Source organism: Rhabdaerophilum sp. (assembly GCF_046092605.1).
GTDB lineage: Bacteria > Pseudomonadota > Alphaproteobacteria > Rhizobiales > Beijerinckiaceae > Rhabdaerophilum.
In genome coordinates, this window is record NZ_JBJTDY010000178.1 from 1 (window position 1) to 22,473 (window position 22,473).

Here is a 22,473-nt window from a genome sequence, read left to right on the forward strand (position 1 = left end):
CCGGCGTGCCGGTGGCGACGGGCGATATGCTTGGCTCGGTCGGGGCGGGGCTTGCGCTTGAGGCACGGCGGCGTTTCGCCTGAGGCTTTGGTCAGATCGTCCGGAACCGGGGGCTTGCGGCGCGCGGGCGATTGGCGGAAGCTGTCGGCCAATGGAGTCCTCCCATGCCGCCCAAGAACCGCTTTGCCGAGATGCTGCCCGAGCTGACCGCGATCCGTCACGATTTCCACGAAAATCCCGAGCTGTTGTTCGATGTGCACCGCACCGCCGCCAAGGTGGCCGAGTTTTGCCGTGCCATTGGCTGCGACGAGGTGGTCGAAGGCATTGGCCGCACCGGGGTTGTCGCGGTGATCAAGGGCAAGACGGATACCAAGGGCCGGGTGATCGGGCTGCGCGCCGATAGGGATGCGCTGCCGATCTCCGAGGAAACCAACCTTCCTCACGCCTCGAAGACGCCGGGAAAGATGCATGCCTGCGGGCATGACGGGCACACGGCCATGCTGCTGGGTGCCGCGAAGCATCTCGCCTCCACCCGCGAGTTCGAAGGTTCGGTGGCGGTGATCTTCCAGCCGGCCGAGGAAGGCGGGGCAGGCGGCAAGGCCATGGTGGATGACGGCATGATGGATCGCTGGAACATCCGGGAAGTCTACGGGATGCACAACATGCCCGGACTGCCGCCGGGCCAGTTCGCGACGCGCGCCGGGCCGCTGATGGCGGCGACGGCCTATTTCGAGATCACCGTGGAGGGCCGCGGCGCCCATGCCGCGAAGCCGCATGAGGGCATCGATCCGGTGGTGATCGGCGCGCAGCTCGTCACGGCGCTGCAATCCATCTCCTCGCGCAATACCGACCCGATGAAGCAGGTCGTGGTCTCGACCACGATCTTCCAGGCGGGCGAGGCGATGAACGTCATTCCGCAGCGGGCCTATCTTCGCGGCACCGTGCGCACGCTGGATGCCGGCGTGCGCGAAATGGTGGAGCGGCGCTTCAGGCAGATCTGTGACGGCGCCGCGAAGATGTTCGAGGCCGAAGTGCGTCTCGATTACCAGCGCCGCTACCCGGCGACCGTGAACCACGCCGCGCAGACCAAGGTGGCCGCCGATCTCGCCCGCGCCATTGCCGGGCCGAACGGCGTGGATGATGACATCGCGCCCACCATGGGCGGAGAAGATTTTTCCTACATGCTGGAAGCGCGGCCCGGGGCCTTCATCTTCATCGGCAATGGTGATAGTGCGGGCCTTCACCATCCGGCCTATGATTTCAACGATGAGATCATTCCGGTTGGCATCCAGTACTGGGCGCTGATCGCCGAGAGGGCGGGGCTGGCGCGCTGATCTTGCGGCGGGGGGCCGCCTCATGCCGCTGACGCTCGCCCTGATCGCCCATGACAAGATGAAGCCGGTGCTGGCCGATTGGGCCGCCGAACACGAGGCAGCCCTCCGGCCGCACCGGCTCGTCTGCACCGGCACGACCGGCGGCGTGATTGCCGCGCGCTGCCCGTCGCTCGATATCACGCGCGTGGCCTCCGGCCCGCTGGGCGGCGACCAGCAGATCGGCGCGCTGATCGTCGAGAAGAGGATCGCCGGCATCATCTTCTTCATCGATCCGCTCTCGCCCATGCCGCATGACGTGGATGTGAAAGCCCTGACCCGCCTCGCCGTGGTCTATGATGTGCCGATCGCGATGAGCCGCTCCACGGCCGACCTCATGCTCAAGGGCGGGCTAATCGCCCCATGAGCGAGGCGCAGAACGCCAAAGCCCGGCCCTCGCTCGGTGAACTCTTTCGCGTGTTCTTCCAGATCGGCTGCATCTCGTTCGGGGGTTCTGCCGGGCAGATCGCGCTGATGCATCGCATGCTGGTCGATGAGCGGAAATGGATCGCCGAGCGCGATTTCGTCGCGGGCCTCAATTTCTGCACCCTTTTGCCGGGCCCCGAGGCGCAGCAGCTCGCGACCTATATCGGCTGGCGCCTGCATGGGCTCGCCGGTGGCACGATTGCCGGCCTGCTCTTCGTGCTGCCCGGCGCGGCACTCATCCTCGTGCTGGCGCAGCTCTATGCCCTCGGCGCGAACGTGCCATCGGTGCAAGCGGCGCTTCTCGGCGTGAAGGTGGCGGTGATCGCTATCCTCGTGGAGGCCGTGCTGAAGATCGGCAAGCGTGCGCTCGGCGGCCCGGCCTTTCGCGGCGTGGCGCTCGTGGCCTTCCTCGCGATGATGGCCTTCGCGGTGCCTTTCCCGATCGTGATCCTCGGCGCGGCGCTCGCAGGCCTCTGGATCGGCGTGCCGCCTCCGCCCACGACAGCCGCCGCGACCGCGCCGATCCGCCTGCCCTGGCGTGCGGCGTTCCTCTGTCTCGCGCTGTGGTGGATGCCGGTTCTGTTGGCGGCGCTTGTGATGGGGCCGGGGCATCTGCTGGTCGAGGTGGGCCTGTTCTTCTCGAAGCTCGCGGTCATCACCTTTGGCGGGGCCTATGCGCTGCTGGCCTATCTCTCCGAAGAGGCCGTGTTGCGCGGCTGGGTGAGCGCCGGCCAGATGCTCGATGCCCTGGGTTTCGCTGAAACCACCCCCGGCCCGACCATCCTCGTCAACCCCTTCGTGGCCTTCCTTGCCGGCTGGCAGAAGGAGGGGAGCACGGTCATCGCCTGGCTCGCGGGCCTGATGGCCCTGTGGACGACCTTCGCGCCATCCTTCCTGTGGATCTTCGTCGGAGCGCCCTCGCTCGATCGCGTGAATGCGAACCGCGCCCTGCGCTCGGCGCTCGCGGGCATCAGCGCGGCGGTGGTGGGGATCATCGCGACGGTGGGTGCGAAATTCGCGATCCTCGTGCTGTTTCCGCAAGCGAAGACATTTGTTCTCGGGCCGATCCAGCTTCTGGCCCCTGCCGGTTCGCCGGACCTCAAGGCGATGCTACTCGCGGCCCTGGCCCTCGCACTGAGTTTTCTCCTCCATTGGTCGATGCTGCGCATGCTCGGCATGGTCACGATTGCGGGATTGGCGCTGTTTTTCGCGGCTTAGCGGCGTATTTCTCGCGTGGGAGCCTCACTCTCGGTTGCGCGAAATCGCGTTTGGGACTATGGCGAGCCCTTCTGCAGGATGAAAAGGCGCGCTGAATGGCGAAGGAAGAAGTGATCCAGTTCGAAGGGCTCGTGCTCGAGCTTTTGCCGGATGCCCGTTTCCGGGTGAAGCTCGATAGCGGGCACGAAATCATCGCCTACACGGCCGGCAAGATGAAGAAGAACCGGATCAAGACCCTCGCCGGGGACCGCGTGACGGTGGAGATGTCGCCCTACGATCTCGAGCGTGGACGCCTTGTCTTCCGCCACAAGGATGCAAATTCGGGCTTCACACCCGGTGGACCACCGCGTGGCAAGGGTCCCCCGCCCAAGCGCCGCTGAGGCCTTTCCGCAAGGGCTGAAGCCTTCTCGTCTGCCATGGGCGGGAAATCCTGCTTGCCTTGCGCTGCATGGCAGGCAACAAATCCGGGACTTCCCAACGAGGATCCCTTGGTGTTCGAACCCCGCATGGCACCCCCGAGCATGATGCGTATTTCGCGCAGCCCGCAACGCCTCTTCCTCGCGCTGTCTGTTCTGCTGGCGCTGGCCGCCTGCTCCTCACGCCCGGAGCCGGCCCTCGCGATCATCGAGCCGAAACAAGGCTCCGCACAGACGATCCCGGTGGAGCTCTTCGCGGTGAGCATGCGCCGCCCCTCCGAGGATGAGCGCCTGCGATTCTCGGGCGAGCGGACGCCGATGCCGCGCTTCGCCCGCTTGGTGATTTCCATTCCGAAGGATCGCCCGTCGGGGGAGATTCAGTGGCCGAACGGTTCGACCGGCGACGCCGGCTCGCATTTCGGGGCGCGCGCCTTCGAAACTCTTGATCGTGATGCCTTCAAGGCGAGCATGGCTCGACATGTTTCATCGAAAAATGGCCGGCACGTGCTGGTTTTCGTCCACGGCTACAACACGCGCTTCGACGAGGCGACCTTTCGCCTCGCGCAGATCGTCCATGACAGCGGCGCGGATGTGACGCCCGTGCTGTTCAGCTGGGCTTCCTGGGCGAGCCTTGGCGCCTATCCCTATGATCGGGAAAGCGCTGCCCTCGGTCGCGATGGGCTCGAGACGCTGATCGAGAAGCTCTCGGCCGAGCCGGGCGTGCAGCAGGTTTCGATCCTGGCGCATTCCATGGGTGGATGGCTGACCCTTGAAACCCTGAGGCAGATCGTCATCCGCCGTGGCACCCTGCCCGGCAAGGTCACGAATGTCATGCTGGCCGCGCCGGATATCGATATCGATGTCGCGCTGGCGCAGGGGAGCGTCATCCGGCAATCACGGAAGAAACCGCGGATGACCTTGTTCGTCTCCACCGACGACAGGGCGCTTTCGGCCGCACGCTGGCTGTGGGGCAGCCGCGACAGGCTGGGCGCCATCAACCCCGCCAAGGAACCCTACAAGACCATGATCGAGAAATCCGGCGTGAACGTCATCGACCTCTCGGATGTGTCGAGCGGGGATTCGCTCAATCACGGCAAGTTTGCCGCAAGCCCCGCCATCGTTCAGCTCATCGGGAAGCGGCTTGCCAGCGGACAGGATATCGGGACGGCACAAGGCGGAGCCAATCCGCTGACGGCCATCGTGCAAGGCACGACACGCGCGGCGGAAGCCGTGCTCACGGCACCCTTGCGCATTGGAGAACAGGCAGCGCCCCCGGGCAGCGCGCTTTCCGAGTAAAGGGCGATCCAGCACTGCCACATCGATCAGCGTTGAGTTCGGAACGAGCAACGCCGTCATCGCCATGGCCATGCCCGATAGCGGTGTGGAGACCCTGCGCTTGAGGAACTGGCCGCAAAATTCCCGCGCACGCTTTCGGCCATGCCGCGCACGGCATCGACTTCTCCAGAACCCCGATCGCCACCGGCCGCCGATTGTATCGATTTCGATGGAACTCAGCCTCGCGCGACGCCGCAACCGGCTGAACCGAAAAGCAGCCAACCCTTGCCCGGGTGCCGGAGGCCTGATTGCCGAGGCGATGATTCTGCCCTCCGATCAGGACCCCGTTTGCGGCTCAGTAGACGTTTCGATTGCGGAACAACTCTCCGACCGTGCGGAACAGAACGCGCAGGTCGAGCCAGAACGACCGGTTTCTGACATACCAGAGATCGTGCTGGACGCGCGAGACCATGAGGTCGAGTTCCGGGGTTTCGCCCCGGAAGCCATTGACCTGAGCCCAGCCTGTGAGGCCCGGTTTGACCGACCGGCGCAGGCTGTAGCCTTCGATGAGCCGCCCATAATGGTCATCATGGGCCATGGCGTGCGGGCGCGGCCCCACCAGGGACATCTCGCCCTTCAGCACGTTGAAGAGCTGCGGCAGTTCGTCGAGGCTGGTGGCGCGCATGACGAATCCGACGCGCGTCACGCGATCATCATGGCGCTGGGCCTGTCGAACATCAGAGCCATTCTCCATCACGCGCATCGAACGGAACTTGAGGATCATGAACGGCCTTCCGTTCAACCCGCGCCGATGCTGCCGGAAGATCACGGGGCCGGAACTCTCGAGGCGGATCAACAAGGCCAGCAGCAGGAAGACCGGTGCGAGGAAGACGATTGCCGAGCAAGACAGCAAGATGTCGAGCAGGCGCTTGGCGCCGCTTCCAGCCATCGGGATCGCCGCGCGCCTGGCGGCATCCTGCGGAACAGGATCATTCACGGCGGCCGGAATGGTGATCCGCTTCCGCGCGGAATGCAGCGAGGGTGGCTTGCCGCTATCCCGGGAGCGCAAGCCCCGATCATGCGTCGCGGGCTTCTTGGCGGAAGTCGCCATCACCACAGGAGATCGTGCTTCCGGCCTCGGTTCCTCCCATGCAGCCATGGCGGAGGAGGGGTGCGGCTGGACCAGGGGAAAGAGCAGGGCAATGCCGGCAAAGGCCATAAGAAGGGGCCAGGGAACCGGCTGACCCACTTCCTGCCAGCCCCACGTGTCAGGCCGGGACAGAAGGGCCAGCGCCAATCCAGGGAGCGCGGCTCCGAGAACAAGGGGAACGCGCGCCCGCAAGATTGAACCCTGCTTCAGATGGGTGAAAAAAGCTCGTATTTTCAATGTTATGGCCTCTTTCTCACGCTGATCTCGCGGGAAGAGCGAATGGCACCGCCCGTGGATGCAGTACTTCCTGCACGAGGCGGACGCGGCAAGATCAATGCCAGCTGGCGAGGCACGCAGCCCGCAAGCCAGGGGCGGTCGAAAGGGAAAGGCCGGCAAGAGTTCCCAAGGAACCAATATTCAGGCGAAAGGCACGCCGGGTCGCCTCACGGGCGGGCAGCCGCATCATCCGCCGTTGGCGCGATCCGGGGCGAAGCAAGGCCCATCAGGGTCTTCAGCACCATGCCGGCGACGATCAGAATTGGGGCGCCATAACCGGCCAGCAGCATGATGAGCAGGATGTTGTCGGCACCCAGGATGTAGGCGAGGAGGCCGCTCAAGGCTGCGGAGACATTCGCGATCAATGCCAATCCGATGATCATGCCGCTCTCTCCGACGGTGCGACGGCAGAAGCCGTCAACACCATCCTTCGGACATTCGACGACGACTATATTTGACGAGCGAACCCTTAAATTTCCGCTCATTTCGCGAGCGCAATTGTCTGAACAGGCGGAAAGGTTGGGGGCGTCGCCGGGAAAGATGGTCACCCCGAACGCATCCGGAAGCGACCGCCTGGAATGCTGGAACAGTGCCGCGAGGCACCCCGCCACTTCCTTCGGGAATTGAGACATGCATCGGATGAGCGGCCGTTTGACTGGCCGGTCCGTTGGCCGGGAAAGCCTGAAAATGAAGGGGAACCGGCCTTTCGGGCCCTTCCGTGCGAACGCCGCGCGGGCAGAGGCCTCCGCGCGAGGGTCAGGCGACGGCGCCCATCGGCGGCGGTCTTTGCTGGCGGAGGCACTGGCAGATCTCGTCGAAGCCCATGGGCCGCCCGAAGAGATAGCCCTGCCCGCAGGCGCAGCCGAGCGCCATCAGCGTTGCGGCCTGTTCTTCCTGCTCGATTCCCTCGGCGACGACATTCATGTTCAGTTCCCGGGCAAGCAGGAGGATGATCTGGACGATGCCCGCCGCCTGCCGGTCCTCCCCGATCTCCGAGAGGAAGGCGCGGTCGATCTTCAATTCATTGAAGGGAAAGTTGCGGAGATAGGAGAGCGAGGAATAGCCGGTCCCGAAATCATCGAGCGAGACGGTCACGCCCTGCGCCTGCAGGCGTCGCATCAGCGCTTGCGTGCCCCTGGAATCCTGCAGCATCACGCTCTCGGTGATCTCGAGCTTCAGGCGATCCGGCGCGAGCCCCGAGCGCGCCAGCGCGCGGCCAACGCTCTCGGCCACGTCCATGCGCATGAGTTGCGCCGGCGAGAGATTGACGGAAACAGCGATGGGCTGCGGAAACCGCGTCGCATCCCGGCAGGCGTGTTCGAGCATGATACGACCGATCTCGGTAATCTTGCCGCTTGCTTCCGCCGCCGGAATGAAATCGGAAGGCATGACCACCCCACGGATCGGGTGCCGCCAGCGCACGAGGGCCTCGACGCCGATGATTCGGCGCGTGGGGAGGTCCACGATCGGCTGGTAGACTGGCTCGATCTCGTCCTCGAGATTCGCCTCGTTGAGCTCGATCTCCAGTCGGCCGCGATTGAGCGTGCGGGAAAGCATGGCCTCGTCGAACAGGGTCCGACGTGCCTTCCCCTCCATCTTGCCGGTCGTAAGAGCCAGATCGGCGCGATGGACGATCTCCTCCGCCGCCAGAGATTGATCCCGCAGGAGCGAGAGCCCCATTGTCGCATCGACGGTGAGGAAATGGTCGTCGATGCGCAAGGGCTCGCGCAGGCTTTCATGCAGGCCCTGCACAAGCGCCTCGATGGCCGGGAACTCGGCTTCCAGCACCAGCATCACCATGAATTCATCGCCCCCGAAACGGGCGCTCTTGGCCCGGCGCTGGGCAGCGCTGAAGCGGGTGAGGCGCGCGCCGATTTCCGCCAGCAGCGCATCGCCCGCCTTGTGCCCGAGCACGTCATTGATGGGCTTGAAGCCATCGAGATCGATCGCCACCACGACAATCGTGTGACCCGGCGGAAGATCAAGGATGGCCTTTTCGAGCGCGCCCATGAAGGACTTGCGGTTCGACAGTCCCGTGAGCATGTCGAAGGTTGCGAGATAGGCATTTTCCTGGGCGATCAGGCGCTGCACCCCGTAGGATTTCTCCAGGCTGCGATTGTTCCAGGAGAGAACGAGAATCAGCAGCACCGAGATCGCGATCAGCGACAGGGTGATGATGTTGTGCACGCGCTGCAGGAATCTCAGTTCGGCCGAATAACCCGCCTTGTTGTGCTGGTAGAAATCATAAGCCTGGCCTGCGAGTTCGTCGATCGCGGTTTCCAGCACAAGGATCTTGCGGCGCAGTTCCGGCAGATGGCGCTCGAAATCCGGATTGCGGATGACCCGCTCGATCTCGCCGAACTGCGCGGTGATGCGGTCGAGCAGCGCCTTGCGCTGCGGCGACGAGTTCACGAAATGGCCGAAGACGCCGGCCTTCCACGTGCCGAGGCGGGAGTACATGATGTCGAGCGCGAGTTCGATCCGCATCCGCGCTTCCGCGTTGAAATCCTGTTCGGCGGCGATGACCGCACGGGCGAGATCATAAAGCTCTCTGCGTCCGTTCTGCCCGGTCCAGGCGATGTCGTGATTGAGGCTCTTGTCCACCACATCATCCAGCGCGCGGATGACGACCGGCATCGCGGCCATGGCGAGGCCCAGAAGCAGCGCGACGATCATCAGGGGCAGGCGCAGCTGCTTCAGGAGCCAGGCCGCGGCATCGCGAAAGGAACCTGCCATGATGATCGTTCTGCGTGCAGGCGTTCCGCTCACTCCACGGTGATGGAGCGGACCTGCCAGGCCGAGCGGCTGAAATAGGTGTCGTGCTTCAGCGCGGTATTCGAATCATAGGGGTAGATGATGAAGAGCGGCCCCTTCTCGCGCACCTCCATCGGCGCTCCATTGCGGCGATAGGCGAGGATGGGCTTGAACGCGCTGAAATCCTTCATCGGAATTGTGGTGCGATAGCGGTTGAGCGCGGTCACCTGCGCGTTCGCGCCGGAGAGCTTCAGGCTGTCCATCAGCACCTGCAGCGATACGCCTTCGAAATGCTGCACGCCGTTGTGCCACGGTGTCGTGGTGCGGATCTCCGCCTTCGGCAGCTTTTCAAGGTCCGCCATCGTGAGATCATGGCTGGCGCCGCCACCGGGGCCGGAAATGGTGAGCACCACCGGCCCAGCTGTGCTGCGCGCCGCAACATCCTGCGCCGGGGCCAGCGAGAGATTCGCCAGAATGAGGAAGCCGGCAAACCCGGCGCTGATGATCCCGCGTCGTGTGGTCATGGTCATTCTCCCGGACATGTCTGGGTCGGCGCAGCCCACCGATCGGGCAGCCAACGGAAAATCCGGATATCGAACACAACTTAAGATAGTATTGTTCCGCTTGCAGACAGATGCCGAAAATGAGCGCGCGATAGAGATCTCCATCCGCTTCCACCGCCATATCTGCATTTTTCCAAGTTCCAGCACATGATGTTGCCCCCCCCCAGCCTTCAGTTGCGGGGCAGCCCCTGAACCTTAAAAATACATGCTTGACTTGCTTTTTATCCGCCTTGCTGTCCTATCTCCATGCCGGCGGAGATGACCGCTCCCGATCCCGGCTTGGGAAAGCCCGCCAGCAGGCATAAATTGGTTTATATGTGACCTGGTGCGGCCATTTTCCCGGAACGGAGCGAAGGTGTTCGACGCAAGTTTGGCCCCGCTCGCCACGCGCCTGCTCGCGCCTGCAGCGCATTGGCTTGATCGCCGCGGCTTGAGCGCCGATCAGGTGACGCTGACCGGTTTCGGAATCGGACTTCTCACCGTTCCGCTTCTGGCCATCGGCGAGTTCGGCTGGGCACTCGCTGCCATCCTCGTGAACCGGGTTGCCGATGGGCTGGATGGTACGCTCGCGCGCCTGCAAGGCCCCACCAGCCGGGGTGCCTTTCTTGATATCGCGCTTGATTTCGCCTTCTACGCGCTGGTTGTGCTGGGCTTCGCGCTAGCTGACCCGGCACGGAACGCGCTGCCTGCCGCCGTGTTGCTCGCGGCTTTCATCGGGACGGGATCATCCTTTCTCGCTTTCTCGGTGATTGCCGAGCGCAAGGGGCTGGCTTCGACGGATTTCACCGGCAAGGGCATCTTCTATCTCGGCGGGCTTGCGGAAGGCGCGGAAACCATCGCGTTCTTCCTGCTGGCAGGCCTCTGGCCGCAAGCCTTCCCCTGGCTGGCCTATGGCTTCGCCTTCGCCTGTCTGCTGACCACGCTCTCCCGCTGGCGGGAAGGCTATCGCCGCTTTTGACGAGGCAGGTGAATGCCCCCACGCGGGACTGACGTGGGCCTTCAAGGACGCATGGATGGCAGGGGCGATCCTTCATCGAAGTTGCGGGCGAGACGAGACGGCTCTCCATGAGAATGGCGCGGGCCTCTCGAGCAGAGGCTCGACCGGCTGATCATCCGGCCGTTCCGTGATCCCCGCGAGGGCTGGGGCTCAACCCAGCGGAAAGCGTCGGCGAATGTGAAAGCGTGCGCCGGGCTCCGGCTGTTCGAACAGCAGCAGCGATTGGCAGGTGAGGGACATCAGGTCGGGCTCGGCCGCGAGCCGCGCGGCCAGAATCGCCCGCAAGGGGGCATCCGGCGCGATGGGCCCGGTCAGCGAGAGATGCGGCCGGAAGCCTTCAAGCACATGCGGATAGCCATAGGTTTCAAGATAGCCTCGCTCCTTGCGGTTCAGGCGATCAGGCTTGCGCCGCGCGATTTCTGCGGGTGAGAGCGGCGCGCGGAATCGATCCAGCGCGATGACCGCATCGGCTTCGAGACGATGGAGCGCCGGCTCGGTTCCAGTCGGGGCGAGACAGAGAAAAACCTGATCCTCGCCGGCCTTCCGTGTCTCAAGGGCCAGCGGAAACGGCCCGAAAGCGACATGTCGGCGGCTGAGCCCCTCCAACGCCTGTTCCAGTTCCACGATCGTAAGGCCTTCGATGAGGCGAAACGGGGCCTTCAGCGTGACATGCAGCCCGTAGAGCCGGGGATGGGCCGTTGCCTCCCGGATTGTTTCCACACCAAGGCCGGGCAAGACCGGATGCTTCACATCGGCCCGTGTTTCGGCGTCATAGCCGAGCCAACTCGAACCGAACTGCCAGAGCGGCTCATGCGGCTCCGGCGCGAGATAGATCGCGAAACGGGGCTCGGGGATCATGCCGGGCGGCGCTCCCGCGCGCAGAGCGGCATCAGAGTTTCCATCAGGGCGCTCACGGCCATGTCGATCGAGCCATTGTTCTCGATGCGGATATCCGCCTCCACGCTCTGGTCGAGGGCCTCGCCGCGCGCGAGGCGGGCCTGCTGGTCAGCATCGAATTCGCGGCCGCGAGCCCGCAAGCGCTGCTCCAGAATATCGCTGCGCGCCGTGACATGCACCACCAGCACGCGGGGTGAGGCGGCGCGGAGGACAGGCACCACGGCGCGCGAGAGATTGGCGATGATATGCCGACCGGCCTCGAGTTCAGCCCGCATCATAGCAGGAATCCCGTAACAGAGCCCATGCGCCTCCCAGTCGATGAGGAAGGCGCCGCGCCACCGGGCCTCCGGGAAATCCGCCGCAGCGAGATACTCGCTGGCCTCGTTGGCATCGGGGACCCGCGAGATCACCCGGACGGGAAACACGAAGTTCTCCGGCGGCAGCACCGCCTTCAGCCGGGCGAGGATCGTATCCTTGCCCACCCCGCTGGCGCCCACCACGGCAATGAAGAGGCCCGGCCCGCTCACGAGACGCGGTGCCCCTCTCGCCAGGCCGCGCGCAGGACGGGCTGGCCGCTCGCGGCATCAACCCGGATGAGATCGGCCCGCTTGGCCACCGCAATCTCGCCGCGATCGGTGAGGCCAGCAGCATCCGCCGGGTTCTTGCTCACGAGGCGGATGGCGCCCGGCAGGCCACCGATGGCCTCGACATCATGGAGCGCGAAGGCACCCATCAGCAGGCTCGTCGGCACGTAATCCGAGGAGAGCACGTCGAGCACGCCATTCTCGGCCAGAGCGCGGGCGCTGACATTGCCGGAATGCGAACCGCCGCGCACCACGTTCGGGGCACCCATCAGCACCTTCAGCCCCGCTTGATGCGAGGCCGCTGCTGCCTCCACCGTGGTGGGGAATTCGGCGATGTGCATGCCATCGGCGATCGCTTCCTCGACATGTTCGAGGGTGGCATCATCATGGCTTGCGAGGATGACGCCATGGCTCTGGCAGAGATCGACGATCGCGCGGCGATTGGCCTGCGCGAATTGCGCGTGGATAGCGCGACGCTTGATGATCCGCTCATTCATCTCGGCTTCTGATGCACCCCGCTTGCCGGCATAGTAGGACTTCCACTTGGAGACATCGGTGAATTGCCGCTGGCCCGGCGTGTGATCCATCACCGAGACGAGCTTCAGTTGCGGATCGGTGAGGAAGGGCTGCATTTCCTCCACGACGTCGGCACAGGAGATTTCGCATCGCAGATGCACGAAATGCTCGGCGCGTGTCAGGCCCGCACCCTTGGCGGTGGTGATCGCTTCGGCAAGCTTCTTCATGCGGGCACCGAACTTCTCGTCGTCGTAATCGTTGCCGACGCGCAGGGCATCGAACACCGTGGTGATGCCTGCGCCGATCACCTGGGCATCATGCGCGAGCACGGCGGAAATCGCGGGCCATTCCACCTTGGGGCGGGGCATGAAATGCACTTCGAGATGATCCGTATGAAGTTCCACGAGGCCGGGCAGCAGGAAATCGCCGCCGAAATCCACGCCCGCTTCCGGCGCGCGCCCCTCGCCGATCTCGACGATGCGCCCATCCTGCACCACCACAAAGCCGCGGAACTGGTGTTCGGCCGTGACGATCTCGGCATTGGAGAATACGAGCGTTTCGCTCATCGCGTGACCTCATGGGGCTGGTTTTCGTGACGATCGAGGAAGGCCTCGATGGACAGCGTGCGGAAATCCTCGAGTGCGGCGCGCAGGCGGGCATGGCTCCAATCCCACCAGGCGAGGGCCTCGAGACGGGCAGCGATCTCTTCAGAAAAGCGGCGCCTTATCGGCTTCGCGGGTACGCCCGCAACGATCGTGTAGGGCTCGACATCGCGGCTCACGACCGCGCCGGCGCCGATGACTGCGCCATTGCCCACTGTCACTCCCGGCAGGATCGTGACGCCGTGGCCGAGCCAGATATCATGCCCGATGGTCACGGCATTCTCGCGCCGCCACTCGAAGAATTCGGTCTCGGCTTCGGCATCCGGCCAGTAGTTTTCGGCCCGGTAGGTGAAGTGGTGAAGCGTCGCGCGCCAGGTCGGGTGGTTCGGCGCGTTGATGCGCGCATGGGAGGCGATGTTCACGAACTTGCCGATGGTTGCGCACCAGATCTCGCCATCGCGCACGACATAGGAGTAATCGCCGATCGCGCTATCCGCGATGCTGCAGCGCTCATAGATCTCGGTGTAGCGGCCGAGCGTGGTGTTGCGCACGTCAGCGGTCGGATGAACGAGCGGCATCTCGGAGAGCTTGGTCTTGCGGATGGGCTGGATCTCGGCGCTGCCTTGTCTCTCGCTCATCATGCGGCGAACTCCCGGGCCGGCGAGAACCGCGTGACATCGAGGATGCGATCCGCCACGCGCTCGCGCACTTCGGCATCGTGGAAGATGCCGAGAAAGGCCGTGCCTTGCGCCTTCCGCTCGGCGATCAGCGCGATCACCGCCTCGCGGTTCTTGGCATCCAGCGAGGCCGTAGGCTCGTCGAGGATCAGGAAGCGATGGTTGCCCGCGAAGCCACGCGCGATATTCACGCGCTGCTGCTCGCCGCCGGAGAAGGTGGCCGGCGGCAGGTTCCAGAGCCGTTCCGGCAGGTTGAGATGGGCGAGGAGACGGCCCGCGCGCTCGTGGGCCTCATCGGGCGGGAACCCTGCGGCACGCGCCGCTTCGGCTACGATTTCCAGCGCCGGCACGCGCGGAATGACACGCAGGAACTGGCTGACATAGCCCATGGTGTGGCGCCTGAGCGCGATGATCGTACCGGGCGAGGCCGTGACGACATCGACTGGTGCCTCGCCGTCATCAAGAATGATCGCCCCAGAATTCGCGAGGTAATTCCCGTAGATCGCTTTCAGGATCGAGGATTTGCCGGCACCTGACGGACCGCCGAGCACGACGCATTCACCCGGCAGCACGACGAAATCCACGCCCTCCACCACTGGCAGGTGCTTGCCGCCATGGAGATGCAGGTGAAACGCCTTCGCGAGGCCGGAGACTTGCAGAACAGGGTTCATCATGGCCCTCACGCGGCGAGCACGGACGAGACGAGAAGCTGGGTGTAGGCCTCCTGCGGATCATCGAGCACGCGATCCGTCAGGCCCGCCTCGATCACATGGCCGTCCTTCATCACGAGGATGCGATGCGACAGGAGCCGCGCGACCGAGAGATCATGCGTGACCAGCACCACCGCGAGGCCAAGATCGGCCACGAGGCCGCGGATGAGATCGAGCAGGCGCGCCTGCACCGAGACATCGAGCCCGCCGGTCGGCTCATCCATGAAGACGAGGCGCGGATGCGTGACGAGATTGCGTGCGATCTGCAGGCGCTGGCGCATGCCGCCGGAGAATTGCGTCGGCTTGTCGTCGATGCGGGTGGCATCGATTTCCACGCGCTCCAGCCAGCCCCGCGCGGTGTCTCTGATGCGCCCGAAATGCCGATCGCCCACGCCCATGAGACGCTCGCCGATATTGCCGCCGGCGGAAACGCTCATCCTGAGGCCATTGCGCGCATCCTGATGCACGAAGCCCCAATCGGTGCGGGCGAGAAATCGCCTTTCGGCCTCGGTGAGATCGAGCAGGTTTTTCGTATCACCATCGCGCATGCGGTAGCGCACCGCACCGGAATCGGGCGGGAGCTGGCCCGAAAGGAGGTTCAGCAGAGTGGTTTTTCCCGAACCGGATTCGCCCACGATCGCCAGCACCTCGCCGGGCTGAAGCGCGAAGCTCACATTCCGGCAGCCGATTCGCAGGCCGTAGAATTTCGAAAGTCCCTCGGCCACGAGAAGCGGAGAAGCAGAAAGATTGGTCATTCGGCAGCCTCCGTCACGGGCGTGCCGAGAGTGCCGACATGGCCCTCGCAGCGGCGGGTCTCGCAATGATGGGTGTCGGAGCAGACGAACATCCGCCCGCCCTTGTCATCCGTGATGACCTCGTCGAGATAGCTGTCGGTCGCGCCACAGAGCGCGCAGGGCTGGTCGAATTTCGTTGCCTCGAAGGGGTGATCCTCGAAATCGAGGCTCACCACCTTTGTGTGCGGCGGGATGGCGTAGATCCGCTTCTCGCGCCCCGCGCCGAAGAGCTGCAAGGCGGCGCTCTGGTGCATTTTGGGGTTGTCGAATTTCGGGATGGGCGAGGGGTCCATCACGTAGCGATCGGCCACCAGCACCGGATAGGCATAGGTCTTCGCGATATGCCCGTGCTGGGCGATATCCTCGTAGAGCCGCACATGCATCAGGCCATATTCGGCGAGGGCATGCAGCGTGCGTGTCTCGGTCTCGCGCGGCTCGAGGAAGCGCAGCGGCTCGGGGATCGGCACCTGGTAGACCAGAACCTGATGGGCCTGAAGCTTCGCCTCGGGAATGCGGTGGCGGGTCTGGATGACCGTCGCCTTCTCGGTTTCTGTCGTGGTTTCCACACCCGCCGTCTTCTCGAAGAACTGGCGGATGGAGACGGCGTTGGTCGTGTCATCCGCGCCCTGGTCGATCACCTTCAGCACGTCGGTGGGTCCGAGGATCGCTGCCGTCACTTGCACGCCGCCGGTGCCCCAGCCATAGGGCATGGGCATTTCACGGCTCGCGAAGGGCACCTGGTAGCCGGGAATGGCGATCGCCTTGAGGATCGCGCGGCGGATCATCCTTTTCGTCTGCTCGTCGAGATAGGCGAAGTTGTATCCGCGATAGTTTTCCGCCGTCCGGCTCATTCCGCGGCCTCCGGGTGGGTGATTGAACGGGTCTCGAGTTCGCGGCGCATCTGCCGGAGCAGCGCGAGTTCGGCCTGGAAATCGACGTAATGCGGCAGTTTCAGGTGCTCGACGAAGCCGGTCGCCTGGATGTTGTCGGAATGCGAGAGCACGAATTCCTCATCCTGCGCGGGGCTCGTGCGTTCCTCGCCGAGTTCGCCCGCGCGAAGGGCCCGATCCACCAGCGACATCGACATGGCGCGTCGCTCGCAATGGCCGAAGGAGAGACCATAGCCGCGCGTGAACTTCGCCGGCTCGGTCAGCGAGCCCTTGAACTGGTTCACCATCTGGCACTCGGTGAGCGTGACCTCGCCGAGCGAAACGATGAGGCCCAGCTCGGGGATCTCGAATTCCACCGCCACCTCGCCCATGCGGATTTCGCCCACGAAGGGATGGTTGCGGCCATAGCCGCGCTGGGTGGAGTAACCCAGCGCCAGCAGGAAGCCCTCGTCACCGCGCGCCAGATTCTGCAGGCGCAGATCGCGCTCCGCCGGGAAGGCCAGCGGCTCGCGCGTGAGGTCACCCACGGGCTTTTCGGGGTCACCGGGCGGGTTGCGCTCGATGAGATCATCCTGCGCGAGGAGATCGGTCACGCGCGGGAAGCGCTCTTCCGTGTCGACCGGCGCCGTCACTGGGGCGGCGGGGTCGCCCTCGGCCAAAAGTGCGAAATCCAGCAGGCGATGCGTGTAGTCAAAGGTCGGGCCGAGAACCTGCCCGCCGGGCAGATCCTTGTAGGTCGAGGAAATGCGGCGACGGATCGCCATCCCGGCCGTATCAAGCGGCACGGAAAAGCCGAAACGCGGCAGGGTCGTGCGATAGGCGCGGATGAGGAAGATCGCCTCAATGAGGTCACCGCGCGCCTGCTTGATGGCGAGTGCTGCGAGCCCGCGATCATAAAGCGAGCCCTCGCTCATCACGCGGTCCACCGTGAGGCCCAGCTGCTGCTCGATCTGTTCCGTGCCGATTTCCGGCACTTTGCGATCGCCGCGCCGCTCGTGTTCGAGCAGCCGATGGGCATTGGCGATGGCGCGTTCGCCACCTTTCACTGCGACATACATCAGCGCGCCTCCCCAAGGATGCGCGTGGAGCGCGGCAGGCCGAGGACGGCCTCGTTGGTCGTGAAGAGGAGGTCGACTCCGAGCGGAGCACGCGCGGCATTCGCGGCCCATTGCGCGATGAAATCCGCCGGAAGGCCGGGGATTGCGAGTTCGCGCGTGCCCGGAATGCCCGGTCCGGCGATCGTGAGCGTGGGACCACCCACGAGGCATTCCACCTTGACGAACACCGTCGTCGAGCGATCCGGATATTCCGGCGTGCCTTGCGCGAAGCTTGCGAGATCGAGCGCATCGCGTGCAAGATCCACGAAGGCGAATTCGGCTTCATCCGGCCGGGCCGCGAGCCGCGAACCGGTATGGAAGGTGATGTCCTCGTTCGCCGCGATGAGGCCCGGCGAGAGATGGTAGCGCACTTCGAAATCGAGCAGGCTCAGCGCAATCGCCCGCGCCACCGGGCCAAAAGGCGAAGCCTCCCCCGCCAGCGCGCCGGCCGGCACGATGCGGCCGGGCTCGGCCAAAGCCTGCATCACCGAGCGGAACGCCGCCTGCTGGTCGAGAACGGGATTTTCAAAACCGGCGAGGCTCATTGTCAGCCCTCCGCGCGCACAAGCGTGAAGAAATCGACGCGCGTGGCCGCGGTTTCGGCGCGCTTCTTCTGCGCCTCCAGCGCAAGGCGCTGGCGGATGGGCGCGAGGACTTCGCGCTCCACTGTGAGGCGATCCGCCTCGCGCCGGGCGAGGGCCTCCAGGATCGCGGCCTGTTCGGCGCGGGCCGGGTCACGGCCGAGGAACTGGCCATAGCCGCGCTCGCCGGTCGCAAGCTCCACCACAGCGCGGGTCACGGTCGCTTCGCCGAGATTGAAGGGCGCGCCATCGCCGCCCATCCGGCCCCGCAGCATCACAAGGCCGATTTCAGGCGCGCGGATGGTGGCATGGGCGAGGTTCGGCCAATGGGCGCTCAAGGGCAGGGCGAGTTCCTCGCGCGTCGCGCGGGCCAGCAGGGCCATTGTCGCGGCACGGCAATCGGGGTTCTGCCTTGCGGCCTGGGTATCGGGCATTTCGAGCCATCCGGTCAGTGAGGATGCCTGCTCTTCCACCCCGCCGATGACGGGCCGATGATAGTGCGATGACGCTTCGATGACAGCTGTCACGCTTCCGCGCGGCGCAGTCCGATGAGGCGCGTGCGCAGGCGCGAGGAGAGGAAATCGATTGCCGCGACGGTCGCGAGAATCATCAGGATGATGAAGGCCACGCGATCCCATTCGAAGGTGCGGATCATCTCCGCGAGATGCAGCCCGATGCCGCCCGCCCCGACGATCCCGATGATGGTGGCTGAGCGCGTGTTCGATTCGAAATAGTAAAGCGTCTGGCTGATCAGCACCGGCATCACCTGCGGCAGCACGCCGAACCGCATGACATGCAGGCGGTTGCCGCCGGTGGAGGTGACACCCTCGGCGGGTTTGCGATCCGTCGCCTCGATGGCTTCCGAGAATAGCTTCGTGAAGGAGCCGATATCGCTGGTCATGATGGCGAGCACGCCCGCGAAGGGGCCGAGCCCTACCACATTGATCCAGATCAGCGCCCAGATCAGCGTATCCACCCCGCGAATGGTGTCGGAGAAGCGGCGCGTGAGGAAACGCATCGCCCACCCGCCGATCATGCCCTTCGCGGCCATGAAGCCGAGGGGCAGGGCAATCGCCGCCGCGAGCAGGGTGCCCAGGAAGGCAATCGCCACGGTCTCGCCGAGCGCCTTGAAGAAGGTTGCCGCAGAGCCACCGGCTGAAGGTGGCACCATGAGGCCGAGGAAGGTCGCGAGCTGCGCCATGCCGCTGCCCATGCGGGCGAAGGAGAATTCCAGGCGGGCGAAAGCGAAGATCGCGACGCCGACCATTCCGGCCACGACAAGGCTCGTGATGATCCGCGTTTTCAGCGAAGGCCGGATTAGACCCGGATGGTTCCGCCGCGCTGAATCGCGGTCGAGAAGCGAGGCTTTCGGGTTCATCGGCGCTGCTCCCCGGCAATCAGGCGGTGGCGGATGCGTTCGGTCACAAGGTCGATCACCATCACGGTCGCGATGATGAGCAGAAGAATGGCCGAGACATCCGAGTAGTAGAATTTGCGCACGGCCTCGATCAGCTCCTGGCCGATGCCGCCTGCACCAACGAAGCCCATCACGGATGCCCCGCGCACGTTGATTTCAAAGCGCAGCAGGCCGTAGCTCGCGAAATTCGAGAGCACCTGCGGCACGGCCGCGTAGCGGATCACCTGCCAGCGGCTGGCCCCCGTGGCGATGGCGCCATCCACCGGTTTCATGTCGATATTCTCGACCACTTCCGCGAAGAGCTTGCCGAGCGCGCCGAAGGTGTGGATCGCGATCGCGAGCACGCCCGGCATGGGGCCGAGCCCGAAGGCCACCACGAAAATGAGCGCGAAAACGAGTTCCGGAACCGTGCGGCAGAATTCCAGCACGCGCCGTGCGACAAAGCGTGTCGTGCTGTTCGGCGAGAGGTTCGAGGAGGCGGCGAAGCAGGCGAGGAAGGCCGCCACCGCGCCCAGCAACGTGCCGAGATAGGCAATCAGCAACGTATCGCCGATATGGATAAGCCACTTCTTCCAGCCCCAGAACCATTCGGCAGGATCGGTCAGAACGAACTGGCCATTATCGAGGTGGAAGATTCGCCCGATATAGCTCGTGAACTGGTGGATATTGCTCACGAATTTCGTGGGCTCCACCTCCGCGACACGACTCGCGACGAGAATCAGTGCCAGCAGGATGGCGAGGCCAAAAAGGCTCGCGCGGCGCTTCGCGGCCTTTTCGCGATCATAGGCGGCGAGATGTGGCGCGATCTGGTGGTCGGGGAGACGGGTGACAGCCGTGGCCATGGAATTGCTCGCGGAGATCGGGGATCATGGTCGCGCGAAAAGGCCGGGGCGAACCCCGGCCAGATCATTCGATTCAAGCTCGATTACGAGCCCTTCTTGCGCAGGGCGTCGATGAACTTCTGGAGGTCTTCCGTGACCTTGTAATCGGCGTGCTTTGCCGGGGCGAAGCCGGGCGACTTGCCGTCCGTGAGCTTCTCGAAGGCGGCCTTGCCCTTGGTCGGGGCATTGAAGAACGCGTCCGCGATGGCCTTCTTCAGGTCGGCCGGCATCGAGGTGAGCACGGCGTAGGGCGAGCCTGGGATCTTGTCGGAGCGGAAGACGATCTTGAAATCGTCGAGCTTCACCATGCCCTTGTTGGCCATGCGGGTCAGGTTGGAATCGTCTTCCGAATTCCACCAGTTGAATGCGACATCGCAGGTACCCTGCTGCAAAGCCATGATCGCATTCTCATGGCTGCCGGCATTCGTCACCTTAGCGAAGAACTTCGTTGGGTCGATGTTCATCTTGTTCATCGAGAAGAGAGGCACATTGTTGCCCGAGGTAGAGTTGGGATCGACGAGACAGAGGTTCTTGCCCTTGAAGTCCTCAAGTCTCGCACCGGCGGCGTCCTTCTTCGCATAGGCAACCGAGAAATAGCCGGTCGAGCCATCCACCGCGCGCATCGAGGCAAAGGCCTCGACACCGCCATTGGAAACAGTGTGGGCGCGGACATAGGACGACGGGCCGTAATCACCGATATGGATGGTGCCAGCGCGCTGGCCCTCGATCACCGCCGCGTAATCGGCCGCGATGCGCAGCGTCACCTTCACGCCGAGTTCGCGCGAGAGATATTCCATGAAAGGGCCCATGCGCTCGATCACGCCAGAAGCGTTCTCGGCGGGAACGGTGGCATAGACCAGTTCGGGGTATTTCGCCTTCCAATCCTGCGCCAGGGCAGGAGCGGCAAGGCTGAGCAGGGCGGCAGCAAGCACCGCACGACGGGGGAGCGTCATGGTCGTTTCCTTGTATTTGCAGGGAGATGAAGTTAGGCGACGGCTGCCAGCTCGGGGAGACGAGCGGGCACGGAAGGCGGAAGCACGTTCATCGCGTCCTCGGCCTCGAGGCCGTAGAGTTCGCGCGCGGTCGCCTCGGTCAGGGCCTCGGGCGCGCCATCGAAGACGATGCGGCCCTGCGCCATGCCCACGAGGCGGTCGCAATAATCCTTGGCGATATCGAGATCATGCAGGTTGCAGATCACGGTGATGCCGAAATGCTTGTTCAGCCGCAGCAGCGCATCCATGACGATGCGGGTGTTGCGCGGATCGAGCGAGGCGATAGGCTCGTCGGCCAGAACAATTTCCGGCTCCTGCACCAGCGCGCGGGCGATCGCCACGCGCTGCTGCTGGCCACCGGAGAGTGTTTCGGCCCGCTGGCTCGCGAGATTGGCGATATCGAACTGTTCCAAGGCTGAAACAGCGAGCGCGCGATCATCCTCGGCCCAGAGCTTCAGCATGGACCGCGCCATGGAGGTGGCATGAAGTCTGCCCATGAGGACGTTGGTCAGGACATCAAGGCGTCCCACGATGTTGAATTGCTGGAAGATCATGGCGCAGGAGGTGCGCCAGCGGCGCAGATCGCGGCCCGCAAGCGCGGTCACCGGCAGGCCATTCCAGTAAATCTCGCCGGAGGATGGCTCCTGCAGGCGGTTGATCATGCGGAGCAGGGTGGATTTCCCGGCGCCGGAGCGGCCGATCACCCCGACGAAGGCGCCCTTTTCCACTTGAAGGGACACATCATCCACCGCACGCTTGTCTCCGAAGCGTCGCGTCAGGTTCCGGATTTCCAGCATGGCAAGCCTCGGCCCAAATGTCGTTACCCCCTGTCGATAGCGGGCTTGCACAACACTTCGATGACGTTTGCACGACGATCTTGTTGCGATCAGCGGGGAACGGGCACCGCGCGAACAGAGCGGCCGCCCTTCGAGCAAGCCTTATCCGATTTCGGTGAAAGGGCTGACCAATTCCACCCCTTTGCGATTGAAGCCCCGGATGGACGAAGCGGCCTGACCCGACGAGGAACAGGGATGATCGACTACAGGTGGTGCCCCCGGGGAGCCGCGCTGGTGGTGGATGCCACGCCGGAACCACAGCCAAGCGTCTCCAGGAGCCCCCCCCAATGCTTCCACTTCATCCTTCAGGACCGTTTCTTGTCCGATACCACCGGCAAAGGCACGCCAGCTTTCGAGGTTGCGCCAGGGAACGGCAATGACAAGAGGAATGCCGGAGCCTAGGTGTTCAGTCCCGGCATGTGGTGGATCGGATTGAAGTTGAACCTTTGCGGTTCTGAAGTCCAGCATTTGCAGATGAACTCGTAGGGCGTGAGGCCCTTCAGGGTCTTCAGTCGTCGCCCGAAGTTGTATTCGGCGATGAAGTCGGCGAGGTG

24 protein-coding genes and 1 pseudogene are annotated in these 22,473 nt (G+C 64.3%); 6 read left to right on the forward strand and 19 right to left on the reverse strand.

Translation table 11 applies throughout. The features are described from left to right. Positions 1–164: 164 nt before the first annotated feature. The 5 genes from ACKODO_RS13885 (at position 165) to ACKODO_RS13905 (ending at position 4,726) form a co-directional block, all read left to right on the forward strand. Positions 165–1,334 carry a M20 aminoacylase family protein gene (locus tag ACKODO_RS13885; protein WP_408984031.1) on the forward strand — a complete coding sequence of 390 codons (1,170 nt, stop codon included), beginning with the start codon at positions 165–167 and terminating at the stop codon, positions 1,332–1,334. 22 nt (positions 1,335–1,356) lie between these two features. Beyond that, entirely contained in the window at positions 1,357–1,737 is a 381-nt protein-coding gene (locus ACKODO_RS13890; RefSeq protein ID WP_408984032.1) for a methylglyoxal synthase, read from the forward strand. After that, on the forward strand, positions 1,734–3,014 hold the full coding sequence (gene chrA, locus ACKODO_RS13895; RefSeq protein ID WP_408984033.1) for a chromate efflux transporter: 1,281 nt from the start codon (positions 1,734–1,736) through the stop codon (positions 3,012–3,014). Before ACKODO_RS13890 ends, chrA begins: the two co-directional genes overlap by 4 nt. 95 nt (positions 3,015–3,109) lie before the next feature. After that, positions 3,110–3,394: a translation initiation factor IF-1 gene (gene infA / locus ACKODO_RS13900; protein ID WP_408984034.1), complete on the forward strand. Its 285-nt coding sequence runs from the start codon at positions 3,110–3,112 to the stop codon at positions 3,392–3,394. 141 nt (positions 3,395–3,535) lie between these two features. Further along, a complete protein-coding gene (locus tag ACKODO_RS13905; protein ID WP_408984035.1) occupies positions 3,536–4,726 on the forward strand; it encodes an alpha/beta hydrolase in 1,191 nt (396 codons plus the stop codon). Positions 4,727–5,060: 334 nt separating this feature from the next. Here the strand turns inward: ACKODO_RS13905 and ACKODO_RS13910 are convergent, their stop codons facing one another. From ACKODO_RS13910 to ACKODO_RS13925, 4 genes are all read right to left on the reverse strand, one after another. After that, positions 5,061–5,816: an exopolysaccharide biosynthesis polyprenyl glycosylphosphotransferase gene (locus ACKODO_RS13910; protein ID WP_408984036.1), complete on the reverse strand. Its 756-nt coding sequence runs from the start codon at positions 5,814–5,816 to the stop codon at positions 5,061–5,063. Positions 5,817–6,298: 482 nt separating this feature from the next. Then, on the reverse strand, positions 6,299–6,514 hold the full coding sequence (locus tag ACKODO_RS13915) for a hypothetical protein (RefSeq protein WP_408984037.1): 216 nt from the start codon (positions 6,512–6,514) through the stop codon (positions 6,299–6,301). A gap of 373 nt (positions 6,515–6,887) precedes the next feature. Further along, complete coding sequence (locus ACKODO_RS13920; protein WP_408984038.1) at positions 6,888–8,867, reverse strand: putative bifunctional diguanylate cyclase/phosphodiesterase; 1,980 nt, start codon at positions 8,865–8,867, stop codon at positions 6,888–6,890. Positions 8,868–8,896: 29 nt separating this feature from the next. Continuing rightward, positions 8,897–9,409 carry an oxidoreductase gene (locus ACKODO_RS13925; RefSeq protein ID WP_408984039.1) on the reverse strand — a complete coding sequence of 171 codons (513 nt, stop codon included), beginning with the start codon at positions 9,407–9,409 and terminating at the stop codon, positions 8,897–8,899. Positions 9,410–9,803: 394 nt separating this feature from the next. Here ACKODO_RS13925 and ACKODO_RS13930 point away from each other — a divergent pair, with 394 nt between their 5' ends. Further along, the gene (locus ACKODO_RS13930; RefSeq protein ID WP_408984040.1) at positions 9,804–10,406 is read left to right on the forward strand and encodes a CDP-alcohol phosphatidyltransferase family protein; all 603 of its coding nucleotides are present in this window, start codon (positions 9,804–9,806) and stop codon (positions 10,404–10,406) included. A 189-nt stretch (positions 10,407–10,595) separates the two neighbouring features. Here the strand turns inward: ACKODO_RS13930 and ACKODO_RS13935 are convergent, their stop codons facing one another. The 15 genes and pseudogenes from ACKODO_RS13935 to ACKODO_RS14005 form a co-directional block, all read right to left on the reverse strand. Next, the gene (locus ACKODO_RS13935) at positions 10,596–11,303 is read right to left on the reverse strand and encodes a DUF1045 domain-containing protein (protein WP_408984041.1); all 708 of its coding nucleotides are present in this window, start codon (positions 11,301–11,303) and stop codon (positions 10,596–10,598) included. After that, entirely contained in the window at positions 11,300–11,869 is a 570-nt protein-coding gene (locus ACKODO_RS13940) for a phosphonate metabolism protein/1,5-bisphosphokinase (PRPP-forming) PhnN (protein ID WP_408984042.1), read from the reverse strand. The genes ACKODO_RS13935 and ACKODO_RS13940 overlap by 4 nt, the downstream gene beginning before the upstream one ends. Next, positions 11,866–13,008 carry an alpha-D-ribose 1-methylphosphonate 5-triphosphate diphosphatase gene (locus ACKODO_RS13945; RefSeq protein ID WP_408984043.1) on the reverse strand — a complete coding sequence of 381 codons (1,143 nt, stop codon included), beginning with the start codon at positions 13,006–13,008 and terminating at the stop codon, positions 11,866–11,868. Before ACKODO_RS13945 ends, ACKODO_RS13940 begins: the two co-directional genes overlap by 4 nt. Next, entirely contained in the window at positions 13,005–13,682 is a 678-nt protein-coding gene (locus ACKODO_RS13950) for an acetyltransferase (RefSeq protein ID WP_408984044.1), read from the reverse strand. Before ACKODO_RS13950 ends, ACKODO_RS13945 begins: the two co-directional genes overlap by 4 nt. Continuing rightward, positions 13,682–14,392 carry a phosphonate C-P lyase system protein PhnL gene (phnL, locus tag ACKODO_RS13955; RefSeq protein WP_408984054.1) on the reverse strand — a complete coding sequence of 237 codons (711 nt, stop codon included), beginning with the start codon at positions 14,390–14,392 and terminating at the stop codon, positions 13,682–13,684. Before phnL ends, ACKODO_RS13950 begins: the two co-directional genes overlap by 1 nt. 8 nt (positions 14,393–14,400) lie before the next feature. Beyond that, on the reverse strand, positions 14,401–15,186 hold the full coding sequence (gene phnK, locus ACKODO_RS13960; RefSeq protein ID WP_408984045.1) for a phosphonate C-P lyase system protein PhnK: 786 nt from the start codon (positions 15,184–15,186) through the stop codon (positions 14,401–14,403). Further along, positions 15,183–16,076, reverse strand: a complete 894-nt coding sequence (locus tag ACKODO_RS13965; protein ID WP_408984046.1) for an alpha-D-ribose 1-methylphosphonate 5-phosphate C-P-lyase PhnJ — start codon at positions 16,074–16,076, stop codon at positions 15,183–15,185. Before ACKODO_RS13965 ends, phnK begins: the two co-directional genes overlap by 4 nt. After that, positions 16,073–17,173 carry a carbon-phosphorus lyase complex subunit PhnI gene (locus tag ACKODO_RS13970; protein ID WP_408984047.1) on the reverse strand — a complete coding sequence of 367 codons (1,101 nt, stop codon included), beginning with the start codon at positions 17,171–17,173 and terminating at the stop codon, positions 16,073–16,075. Before ACKODO_RS13970 ends, ACKODO_RS13965 begins: the two co-directional genes overlap by 4 nt. Further along, positions 17,173–17,757 carry a phosphonate C-P lyase system protein PhnH gene (gene phnH / locus ACKODO_RS13975; protein WP_408984048.1) on the reverse strand — a complete coding sequence of 195 codons (585 nt, stop codon included), beginning with the start codon at positions 17,755–17,757 and terminating at the stop codon, positions 17,173–17,175. The genes ACKODO_RS13970 and phnH overlap by 1 nt, the downstream gene beginning before the upstream one ends. 2 nt (positions 17,758–17,759) lie before the next feature. Then, positions 17,760–18,227: a phosphonate C-P lyase system protein PhnG gene (gene phnG / locus ACKODO_RS13980; protein WP_408984049.1), complete on the reverse strand. Its 468-nt coding sequence runs from the start codon at positions 18,225–18,227 to the stop codon at positions 17,760–17,762. A gap of 89 nt (positions 18,228–18,316) precedes the next feature. Next, positions 18,317–19,171, reverse strand: coding sequence for a phosphonate ABC transporter, permease protein PhnE (gene phnE / locus ACKODO_RS13985; protein ID WP_408984050.1), 855 nt, complete (start codon positions 19,169–19,171; stop codon positions 18,317–18,319). Beyond that, positions 19,168–20,052, reverse strand: coding sequence for a phosphonate ABC transporter, permease protein PhnE (gene phnE / locus ACKODO_RS13990; protein WP_408984051.1), 885 nt, complete (start codon positions 20,050–20,052; stop codon positions 19,168–19,170). Before phnE (ACKODO_RS13990) ends, phnE (ACKODO_RS13985) begins: the two co-directional genes overlap by 4 nt. Before the next feature lie 83 nt (positions 20,053–20,135). After that, complete coding sequence (phnD, locus tag ACKODO_RS13995) at positions 20,136–21,044, reverse strand: phosphonate ABC transporter substrate-binding protein (RefSeq protein WP_408984052.1); 909 nt, start codon at positions 21,042–21,044, stop codon at positions 20,136–20,138. Between the two features lie 32 nt (positions 21,045–21,076). Beyond that, a complete protein-coding gene (phnC, locus tag ACKODO_RS14000; protein WP_408984053.1) occupies positions 21,077–21,880 on the reverse strand; it encodes a phosphonate ABC transporter ATP-binding protein in 804 nt (267 codons plus the stop codon). A 437-nt stretch (positions 21,881–22,317) separates the two neighbouring features. Beyond that, positions 22,318–22,473: pseudogene (locus ACKODO_RS14005) on the reverse strand (IS481 family transposase); the annotation flags it as partial.